This window comes from Gordonia sp. NPDC003585 (assembly GCF_040610755.1).
GTDB lineage: Bacteria > Actinomycetota > Actinomycetes > Mycobacteriales > Mycobacteriaceae > Gordonia.
In genome coordinates, this window is the sequence record NZ_JBEXMX010000134.1 from 1 (window position 1) to 7,219 (window position 7,219).

General features: G+C 66.6%; 8 protein-coding genes. 3 read left to right on the forward strand and 5 right to left on the reverse strand.

All coding sequences use genetic code 11. The features are described 5' to 3' along the window. Window positions 1–564: FAD-dependent oxidoreductase (locus tag ABZW74_RS23255; RefSeq protein WP_355279722.1), on the reverse strand; the 564-nt coding region annotated here is incomplete at its 3' end. Between the two features lie 27 nt (window positions 565–591). Further along, complete coding sequence (locus ABZW74_RS23260; RefSeq protein ID WP_355279724.1) at window positions 592–1,185, reverse strand: TetR/AcrR family transcriptional regulator; 594 nt, start codon at window positions 1,183–1,185, stop codon at window positions 592–594. 41 nt (window positions 1,186–1,226) lie between these two features. Between ABZW74_RS23260 and ABZW74_RS23265 the strand changes: the two genes are divergently transcribed. The 3 genes from ABZW74_RS23265 to ABZW74_RS23275 all read left to right on the forward strand — a co-directional run bounded on the left by ABZW74_RS23265 (window position 1,227) and on the right by ABZW74_RS23275 (window position 5,012). Then, on the forward strand, window positions 1,227–2,375 hold the full coding sequence (locus ABZW74_RS23265; RefSeq protein WP_355279727.1) for a phosphotransferase family protein: 1,149 nt from the start codon (window positions 1,227–1,229) through the stop codon (window positions 2,373–2,375). 1 nt (window position 2,376) lies between these two features. Further along, complete coding sequence (locus ABZW74_RS23270; protein WP_355279730.1) at window positions 2,377–3,498, forward strand: hypothetical protein; 1,122 nt, start codon at window positions 2,377–2,379, stop codon at window positions 3,496–3,498. A 305-nt stretch (window positions 3,499–3,803) separates the two neighbouring features. Then, complete coding sequence (locus ABZW74_RS23275; protein WP_005193666.1) at window positions 3,804–5,012, forward strand: IS110 family transposase; 1,209 nt, start codon at window positions 3,804–3,806, stop codon at window positions 5,010–5,012. A gap of 9 nt (window positions 5,013–5,021) precedes the next feature. Here the strand turns inward: ABZW74_RS23275 and ABZW74_RS23280 are convergent, their stop codons facing one another. The 3 genes from ABZW74_RS23280 to ABZW74_RS23290 form a co-directional block, all read right to left on the reverse strand. Further along, the gene (locus tag ABZW74_RS23280; RefSeq protein WP_006360542.1) at window positions 5,022–5,675 is read right to left on the reverse strand and encodes a thioredoxin; all 654 of its coding nucleotides are present in this window, start codon (window positions 5,673–5,675) and stop codon (window positions 5,022–5,024) included. A 262-nt stretch (window positions 5,676–5,937) separates the two neighbouring features. Beyond that, on the reverse strand, window positions 5,938–6,453 hold the full coding sequence (locus ABZW74_RS23285) for a signal peptidase II (RefSeq protein WP_005193672.1): 516 nt from the start codon (window positions 6,451–6,453) through the stop codon (window positions 5,938–5,940). Next, window positions 6,450–7,219, reverse strand: a 770-nt coding sequence (locus ABZW74_RS23290; protein WP_355279734.1) for an HAD-IC family P-type ATPase, incomplete at its 5' end; no start/stop codon positions are given. The genes ABZW74_RS23290 and ABZW74_RS23285, both read right to left, overlap by 4 nt.

The window sequence follows — 7,219 nt, forward strand, 5'->3', positions numbered from 1 at the left end:
CGCGAGTGTGGCGAGTTCTCGGATCTGGCCGGCGAGTTCGACGCCGGTCGGCCCGCCGCCGGCCACAGCGAACGTCAACCACGACCGCTGCAGGTCGGCGTCGGAGGCCGATTCGGCCATCTCGAACGCGCCGATCACTCGGCGCCGGATCGCGAGTGCGTCGTCGAGGGTCTTCATTCCCGGTGCGTGAGCGGCGAATTCGTCGTTCCCGTGGTAAGCGGTGCGCATACCCGCGGCCACCACGAGATGGTCGTAGCGCAGGGTGAATTCGGATCCGTCGATGCGCGTCACCGTCACCGTCTGCGCGGTCGCGTCGACAGCCGTCGCCTCGCCGAGCGCTACGTCGGCATTTCGCTGCCGACGCAACAAATGTCGCACCGGGCTGGAGATGGCACCCTCGGACAGCAGTCCCGTCGCACATTGATAGAGCAGCGGCTGGAACAGGTGGCTGGTCCCGCGGTCCACCACCGTCACGTCCACCGTGCTGCGTTTGAGTCGCCGGGCGCAATGCAGTCCGCCGAACCCGGCTCCGATGACGACGACGTGAGGTCTGACCTTGGCCACGGAACCGATTGTTGCAGGCGCGGGGACTCAGCGTTGCACGCCGTGCAGTGCGATCGCCGTCATCTGCTCTACCCAGTCGTCGTCGAGCACGGCGTCGGGGTCGAGGAGCAGGCGCAACATGGCGGCGCCGCCCATCACCTCGATCAACCGGTCGGCATCGACGTCGGCACGCACCTCACCGCTGTCGGCGGCCTCGACGAGCCTGGTGTGCACCGCACCGAAGGCCTCGGCGAACCTGCCATGTACGCGCGTCGCCAGTTCGGCATCGGCGCCCATGTCGGCGATCAGGCCGGGCAGGGCTGCGCGCGTGACCGGGCTCGCGAACAGGTCGCGGGCCACCACGACCATCGCCCGGATGTCTGCGGCAATATCGCCGGTCGTCGGCGGCAGCATGGTGGCCGGAGGAAACGCCGCCTCGTGGACGAGCTCCGGTTTGCCGCTCCAGCGCCGGTACAGCGCCGTCTTGGTGGTCTGTGCCCGTTCGGCGATGGCCGCCATCGTCAGTCGGCTGTACCCGACGTCGACGAGCAGTTCGGCGGCCGCGTCGAGCACCGCGGCGTCGATTCGTCCGTCCCGCGGTCGTCCGGGTGCTACAGCAACCTCATCGGCATTTTTCACCATTACGCAACTCACCGTAGCGTATCTGTGCGACGCTGGGCGCCATGGCGACCACCGAACACACCACCGAACCGACCGTCGGGCATGTTGACAATCTCCAGCGATCCAGTCGCGACAGCACCTCGATTCCCGAGGCCCTCGCGCACTGGTTGACATCGGTGTCCGGAGCGTCGTCGCGTCCGACGGTCACGGTGGAGAGCGGAGTCGACGCGAACGGCATGTCGTCGGAGACCATCCCGCTGCATGTCGACTGGGCCGATGGCCACGCCGACGACTGGGTGATGCGCATGGCGCCCGCCGACGCCGACGTCCCGGTGTTCCCGGAATACCGGATGAATCATCAGTTCGACGTCATGCGCCTGGTCGGCGAGCACACCGACGTCCCCGTCCCGCCGGTCCGGTTCCTCGAACCCACCGGGGAGGTACTCGGTCAGCCGTTCTTCGTCATGGAACGACGAGACGGGGAGGTTCCACCGGACGTCATGCCGTACACGTTCGGCGACAACTGGTTTTCCGACGCCGCGCCCATCGACCAACGTGCACTGCAGGATTCGACGATCAAGGTGATCGCCGGCATCCACGCCATCGCCGATCCGACCGAGACCTTCGGTTTCCTCCTCGACGCCCTGCCGCCGGGCGACACACCCCTGCGTCGTACCTTCGCCGCGCTGCGTCGCTGGTACGACTACTCGGTCGAGGGAATCGGCCCGTCGCCGCTCGTCGCGCGTGCACTGGACTGGCTGGAAGCCAACTTCCCCGACGACATTGCGGCCGCCGATCCCGTCCTCACCTGGGGTGACGCTCGAATCGGCAACGTCATGTACCGAGACTTCGCGCCGACCGCGGTACTCGACTGGGAGATGGCCACCGTGGGCCCACGCGAACTCGACGTGTCGTGGACGATTTTCGCGCACATGGTCTTCCAGGAACTGGCCGGCCTCGGCGGACTCCCGGGTCTGCCAGATGTGTTGCGCGAGGAAGATGTTCGATCCACCTACCGCGAGCTGACCGGAGTCGAACTCGGTGACCTGCGCTGGTTCTACATCTACGCGGGCGTCCAATGGTGTTGCGTGTTCATGCGCACCGGCGCGCGCCGCGTCCACTTCGGCGAGATGGACGCGCCGCACGACATCGACGGCACACTGTTCTATCACCGCAGTCTGCTCGAACGCCTGCTGAGCGAAGGGAACTGACATGACGGGCCTGGGACCACTCGACGAGTTCCCGATTCATCAACTGCCCCAACCGATCGCGTGGCCGGGCGAGTCGAATCGCAACTTCTACGACCGCGCCTACCTCAATGCGCATGACCGCAGCGGCGACATCTTCCTCATCACCGGGATCGGTTACTACCCGAACCTCGGCGTGAAGGATGCCTTTGTCCTCGTCCGGCGCGGGGACGTCCAGACCGCCGTCCACCTCAGCGACGCCATCGACGACGATCGGCTGAACCAGCAGGTCGGCGGCTACCGGATGGAGGTCTCCGAACCACTCCGGCGGCTGCATCTCACCCTCGACGAGACCGAGGGCGTGGCGGTCGACCTCACATGGAACGGGCTGTTCGACCCCATCCTGGAGCAACCCCACCTCATGCGCGCGAGCACCAAGGTCACACTCGATGCGCAGCGTTTCGCTCAGGTCGGCACCTGGACCGGGTCGATCACGATCGACGGGGAGCACATCGCGGTGGAGCCCGACCGCTGGATCGGTTCCCGGGACCGCTCGTGGGGTCTGCGGCCGGTCGGCGAACCCGAACCGGCCGGACGGCCCGCCGATCCCCCATTCGAAGGGATGTGGTGGCTCTACATCCCGATGGCGTTCGACGACTTCCAGATGGTCCTCATCGTCCAGGAGGAACCGAGCGGGTACCGATCGCTCAACGATTGCGTGCGGGTGTGGAAGGACGGGCGGGTCGAACAACTCGGCTGGCCACGTATCGACGTCCAGTACACGTCGGGCACCCGCATCCCGACCGGTGCCACCATCACCGCGACCACCCCCGACGGCGCGACGATCCACCTCGACGTCGAGTCCCGGCTCGCGGTGCCCATCCACGTCGGCGGCGGCTACGGCGGTGACCCGGACTGGATCCACGGCGTGTGGCGGGGCGAGAAGTTCACCGAACGCCTCACCTACGACATGACCGACCCGGCGATCATCGGGCGCGCCGCGTTCGGCGTCATCGACCACGTCGGCCGGGCGGTGTGTCGCGAAGCCGACGGCACCACCCGCGAGGGGTGGGGTCTGTTCGAGCACGGCGCCCTGGGACGCCACGATCCGTCCGGATTCGCCGACTGGCTGTCCGTCGCCCCCTGAGTCTGTTCGCGTGTAGCGTGTCGTCGCATGGGGCACCCCTCATGAGCGAACCACTCAGCGAACCCACAATCACCTTTACGTTGGAGTACGTCCGGGGCGGTCGCCTCGGACGCTCGTCCGCGGTTCGGGGCGTGGCTCGACAATCACCTGTGTGCCCTCGGTGGCTCGGCGTGGAAGGCCACCCCGGACCGTGACGGGTCGTTTCGGCCGCTGATTGAGAAGTGTTCGCGAACTTGTCGCTGTGTAAAGGTGCGCCGGCGAAACAACCCCTGACGAGGTCAACAGGTTCGAGCAGAGAGGTTCATGTGGTCGAAACAATCTGGGTAGGAATCGATGTCGGCCGTCACGCACACCACGCCGCCGCTGTGGACGACGCGGGGACGGTGCTGTGGTCACGTCGGGTACCGAACGATCAGGCGGCCATCGAAGCGATTGTGGACCAGGCGTGCCGTGTCGAATCGGTGGTGTGGGCGATCGACATGACCGCGCCGGAATCGGCCCTCCTCCGAGGGGTGTTGTCCCGCCGCGGCCAACACATTCGCTATGTACCTGGTCGCGTTGTGCACAGCATGACCGGCGCTTTCGCCGGCGAAGGCAAAACCGACGCCCGCGACGCGGTGGTGATCGCCCAGACCGCGCGCCTGCGTGGTGATCTCGCGACGGTCGCGGTCCCTGATGACGTCGCGATCGAACTCGACCTGTTGACCGGGCATCGCCGCGACTTGGTCACCGAACGCACACGAGGCATCAATCGACTGCGCGGCCTGCTGACCCGCATCTTCCCCGGTCTCGAACGGTGCTTCGACTACTCGACGTTGACTGGTTTGGCGTTCGTCACCCGCTTCACCACACCGTCGGCGATTGATGGGGTCTCCGACGAGGAGATTTACGACCACCTACGCGGTCAAGGAGTCCGCCGGCCGACCATCCCGAAGATGATCAGCAAGGCGCGTGCCGCCGCGGCCGCGCAGACCGTCGCTCTGCCTGGTGAGGCGACCACGGCATTGCTGGTGCAGCAGGCGGCTACCTCGCTGATGGCGCTCACTCGCCAGATCACCTACCTGGATAAACAGATCGCCGAGGTGTTCCGCCGAGACCGCCACGCCCGGATTCTTGAATCCGTACCCGGTATCGGCACCCGAAGTGGTGCCGAACTCATCGCGTTCACTGGTGGCGACCTCACGTCGTTCGGCTCGGCTGCCAAACTGGCTGCCTACGCCGGTCTTGCTCCCGTCCCGCATGATTCAGGTAACCGGCGGGGCACATTGCGTAGACCGCAGCGCTACCACCGGGGTCTGCGGAAGGTGTTCTACATGGCCGCACTCAACAGCTCGCAACGCGACGGACCATCACGGGAGTTCTACCAGCGCAAACGACGCGAGAACCGCTCTCACGTGCATGCGCTCATCTCGCTGGCCAGACGGTTGATTGATGTTGTGTGGGCACTCATCCGTGATGGCCGAGAATGGACTCCGAGGGGCGCCGGCCCGCCCATCGCGGAGGCTGCCGCCTAGCCCCTGAGATCATTCAGACGCCGCTGCACGCACCGCCGCGGTGAGGTCGTCGATCGTGTTCGGTTGTAGCCGATTCTCGTCGAGGAAGAATGTGGGGGTGCCTTGGACCCCGAGAGCCAGACCGTCAGCGACGTCGGCGCGGATCCGTTCGAGCGTGGCCGGGCTGTTGTAGACCGTGTCGAAGGCCGCCATATCGAGATCGAGGTCGACGGCGAAGCTACGGAACAGGTCGTCAGCGGGGACTTGCTGTTCGCCCCAATGGGTTTGGGTGGTGAACATGCGCTGGTACATCTGCTCGAACCGCCCCTGCTGGGCGGCGGCTTCGACCGCGCGAGCAGCACGTTCGGCGTTGAAGTGTCCGGGCATCGGAAAGTAGCGGACGACGAACGTAACGCGGTCGCCGTAGGTTCGCCGCAGATCCTCGATGACCGGGTAGATGGCTCCGCAGGCTTCGCACTCGAAGTCCAGGAACTCGACGAATTGCGCCCGGCTCTGCGCAGGCGACGTCAGCCGATGACTGTCGGGCCGGGCCACCAGATCAGACACCGCGGCGGTATCGGACGGGGCGGGTGTGGAAGTGTCCTGATCGACGAGGACGGCGACTCCGATACCGACGATAATGGTTACGAAGAACGCCCACGCGAACTTGGTTGGTCTGGTCATACGTTCAACGTAGAGGCGATGTCGGCGGGAATGAGGATCGGTCTCATCAGGCCGGGGGTTGCCTTCGGGGTAGCGCCCGGAATGTATGATGATGTCTGTTCTCTGTCTTCATGGGTGCGCGCTACAAGCGGATCAGATTCTGTATCCGGCAGCGAGGAGTCTCTGGCGTTTCCTCTGGGAGCGGACCATCGAGACTCCGGGCAGACGGTGAGCCGGGCAGTGACCAGCGCGGCCAGCCGGGCCCTGCGCCGGATCGGGGGGGTCAGCGCTCGGGTGAATGCTGCGCTCGTTCGTCGGGACTCCTGAATGCGGTGAGGGTGATCAAGATGGCAGCGCCGCCGACGATGAATGTGTCAGCGAGGTTGAACGTTGGCCACCAACCGGTGTGGAGATAGTCAGTGACCACTCCGTCGGGGAACCGATCGATGAGATTAGCGCTTGCCCCGCCGAGGATCGCTGCTAACCCCAGCCGCCCGAGGTGCCCGGTGCCTGGCGCCATCCGCCAGGAGGTGACCGCGACGATGAAGGTGATGATTCCGGTGACTGTGGGCAGCACCCATGCCGGGGCATCGGCGGCGATCGAAAACGCCGCGCCCGGATTGAATGCCAGCCGCAGCTGCACCGGCCCCGTTCCGATGACTGCGCCGTCCGCGAGCGCGCTTGTGGCCCATGCCTTGACGGCCAGATCGGTGGCCGCGAGTCCGACAGCGACGGCCAGCAGCCCGCACCGCCGTGTGAGGCGTACGCGGCGGTGCGCCACCGGAACCGCGGTGATCACTGCCCGACCGTCACTACGGACGGAGTCCGCTGGCCAGTTCCGGTCCTCGCCCGGGCTAGCGCTTTGACCCGGCCGGCGCGGACTCCGTTGGCGATGACGACGATCTCGGCGAGTTCGTGGACGGCGACGACGGCGGCGAGGCCGAGTATCCCGAACAGCGCGAGAGGGATGAGGATCGCGATCAGAGCGAGGGACAGGCCGACGTTCTGCAGCATGATCTTCCGGGCGCGTCGGGCGTGATCGAGTGCCTGCGGGAGGGTGCGGAGGTCTTCGCCCATGAGGGCGACGTCGGCGGTTTCGATCGCTACGTCCGATCCCATGGCGCCCATGGCGATGCCGAGGTCGGCGGTGGCCAGGGCGGGAGCGTCGTTGACGCCGTCGCCGACCATCGCGGTGAACGAGTTCGTTCGGAGGTCGCCGATGATGCGGGCCTTGTCTTCGGGGCGGAGGTCGGCGTGTACGTCGTCGATGCCGGCGATCTTCGCCAGCGCGTTGGCGGTGGCGGTGTTGTCGCCGGTGAGCATCGCGACCGTGGCGCCGCTGCGGTGCAGGTGCTCGATTACCGCGCCGGCTTCGGGGCGAAGCTCGTCACGGACGGCGACCGCGCCGATGACCTGACCGTCGTGTTCGACCAGGACGGCGGTGGCGCCGCCGGCCTGCATGGCCGCGACCCGCTCCTCGAGCGGGCCGGACTCGATCCAGCCGGGACGGCCCAGCCGCGCGGGCCGTCCGTCGACGAGGCCGGTCAGGCCGGCCCCGGGAACAG